Source organism: Flavobacteriales bacterium, from assembly GCA_013214975.1.
Classification (GTDB): Bacteria; Bacteroidota; Bacteroidia; order DT-38; family DT-38; genus DT-38.
Genome location: JABSPR010000454.1, coordinates 1 through 2858 on the forward strand (window position 1 = coordinate 1; position 2858 = coordinate 2858).

Annotated in this window: 3 protein-coding genes; all 3 read left to right on the forward strand. The window is 34.1% G+C overall.

Features of this window, described 5'->3' with window-relative positions; translation table 11 throughout:
• Positions 1-20 precede the first annotated feature (20 nt).
• Positions 21-1538: a DEAD/DEAH box helicase family protein gene (locus tag HRT72_14075; GenBank protein ID NQY68837.1), complete on the forward strand. Its 1518-nt coding sequence runs from the start codon at positions 21-23 to the stop codon at positions 1536-1538.
• A gap of 16 nt (positions 1539-1554) precedes the next feature.
• The gene (locus HRT72_14080; protein ID NQY68838.1) at positions 1555-2139 is read left to right on the forward strand and encodes a hypothetical protein; all 585 of its coding nucleotides are present in this window, start codon (positions 1555-1557) and stop codon (positions 2137-2139) included.
• Positions 2129-2858 (forward strand): hypothetical protein (locus HRT72_14085; protein ID NQY68839.1); only part of this gene is annotated, 730 nt, incomplete at its 3' end. The genes HRT72_14080 and HRT72_14085, both read left to right, overlap by 11 nt.

Consider the following 2858-nt stretch of genomic DNA (forward strand, 5'->3'; position numbering starts at 1 on the left):
AAAGGTGAACCTATTAAAAAGTGGGAGATTCTAAAACATTTCCGCTTATGCAAATAGATGTTGTAAAACAAAAGAGGCAACAGAAAGGTATTAAGAATTGGAGATTTTCTGATGAACATGGTAGTCCTTCTAAAGGTTGTGGTACTATTTGGTGGGTTACAGCTATGGGTAAAACTTTTGCTGCGCTCAATGAATGCGCTAAACCTTTTCTTGACAAGCATCCTACTAAGACTGTTTTAGTTTTAGTTCATAGGGAAAAGCTTGAAAAGCAATGGATACATAGAATTACTAAGTTTCTTAGTGCTGATCAATTTACACAAATTACTGTTAGAACTGTCCAATATTATATTAAAAATAAGATTGTCCCTAAATGTGATTTGTTAATCGTTGATGAAGTGCATAAGTTCTATGAAGATACTTTCTTCTCTTATGTTAATGGTACTAACATTAAACGTAAGTTCCTTCTTTGCCTTACTGCTACTTATCTTGATCCACAAGGCAGGCATACGAAATTAGAAAAGATTGCGCCTGTTGTTGACCATATTAATGAAGCTGAAGCTTTAGAAAATGGATGGATTAGCAAGTATGTTGAATACAATCTTAGTGTAGAACTCACTAATGATGAAAGGATTCGTTATAAGGAACTTTGTGAGTTTCTTGATAAGAATCTATCTAAGTTCCCTAAGCAAAATGGATTTGGTGCTGCCCAGAAATGTATTCAAGGTGGACTATCTTCTAAAGATGGTAGACCTTATACTGGTTTTCATTTTGCTAAAGCTTGGGCTACTCATAATGGTTACAAATGGGTTCAAAAAGGTATGGAATATACTTTGACTCCTGAACAGCAAGAAATTAATGCTCAATGGAATCCCTATGTTGTAATTGGTTATGCTAAGAATGTTATGAACGGAATTAGAGCAAGAAAAGATTTTCTTTATACTTGTAAATCTAAGGTCGATACTGTTGTTAATGTAATTAACAAATTTGAGGAGTATAAGATTATGTCTTTTAGTGAAAGCACTGAATTTGCTGATACTATCTTTAAAGCCATTAATAAGCAAAAAGAGGAATCTTGTGTTGTCTATCATAGTCAGCTAAGTTCTCGTCCGCTTAAAGATGAAAATGGTCATTGGTATCTTTATAAAAGTGGTCAAAAGAAAGGACAAAAGAAAATCTTTGGAATTACTTCTCTTAAGAAAATATATACACAAGCTTTTGTTAATAATGATGCGAGAGTACTTTCTACTGCTCGTGCACTTGATGAAGGTTTTGATTGTGAGGATATTAGAATTGGAATTATTTCAAGCCGTAGTCAGAATTTTAATCAACAAACGCAACGCAAAGGTAGACCTTTAAGGGTCATACCAGAAAAGCCAAACGCAATAATGTTGATAATAAATGTCTATATTGAAATGAGTCGAGATTATGATACTCTTATGTATGCACAGAAGAAGTCTACTAATAAAATACATTGGGTTGATAGTATTGATAAGATCGTATTTGAGCCCAATGCGCATGAAAGTTTTGATGACATATAATAAAAACAATTAATTGATGCTGAACGTCGAAAAACTGATACCGTTTCTCATAGATTTAGAGTTAACGGCCAATGAATTTATGTTACTACATTTAAAGTACTTAGGAAAGAAGGCCCTATTAAGGCAATACAAACAGAAATTTGCTAAAGAAAATGCAAATATTCTTACAGTTAAGTTTAAAGATAAAGCTTGCAAGCTTGGTTATATAGCTAGAGATGAAACTCGTGAGGGTTACTTTATCTATTTTACTGACAAGTGGAAAGATCTTTATGTTGATGAATGGAATGCAGGTAATGCTCTCTGGGATTTATATCCTGGCTTTATTAAGATTAAAGGAGGTACAGCACCTCTTACTAATACTGATAAAGCAGATTGGCGTAGTCTGTATTACCGTACTATTGAAGGACTTAAGGGTGAACATGAACAAATTATGCTCGATACTGCTTACGGTATTGAACATGGTATGATTCGTGTTAAAATCACTGCTTATGTTCGTTCAGAAGCATGGTCTAAGATTAGACCTTTACGACTTGAAGGTTTGCAAGTTACTGACAAATCATCTTCGCCTGTACAAACTCAAAATGATGACCATGAGTTCTAAAGATAGATATAACGGACTTAAGTTTCTTCATACTAAACAAGTTATTGATTCTGCTAAACAACGTATAGCGGAAGAACGTAGCGGTAAACAGTATGGATTACTTTGTAGATTTCCCAGTGTAAATAGAGCTATGCTTCGTTACTGGAGATTTAAAAGAATTGTTATGATTTGTGGTATGTCGGGTAGTGGTAAGTCCTACTTCCTTAATATGCTACGTAATGATTTTCTTCTACAAACTAATGTTAACTTTGGACAAGCTAATTTTTATCTTGGGAATCCTAATGCTGCCATTGACCTTGAATTGGTTAAAGGTGTTTACCAAATTCCTCGTATTACTGATGAAAACGGTAGGGTTAAGATTCTTACAGAAGGATTTGATGTAGCTGGACAGTATCATCCTGAAAGCGGTCTTGTTAAGACTAATGGTAATGATATTATCCAACAAGCTATAAATGGTCATTGTGAATATACAGTTGTTCTTATTCATTTCGGTTATGAGATGGATGCAGAAAGTGAATTGATTCGATCTGCTAGTAATATTATGGGTGCATCTTATGGTTATCTTATGAGTTCAGATTTTAATGGTGACCTTAATAAGTATAACAGGTTAAGTGACCTTGAGTTTAGTGAAGTGTCTAGCGTACTTGACGCCTTCGCTCCTAGACGAGAATATTACATTCCTACATCTGGTAATGTTGAGCAATTTAAAGCAACGTGTT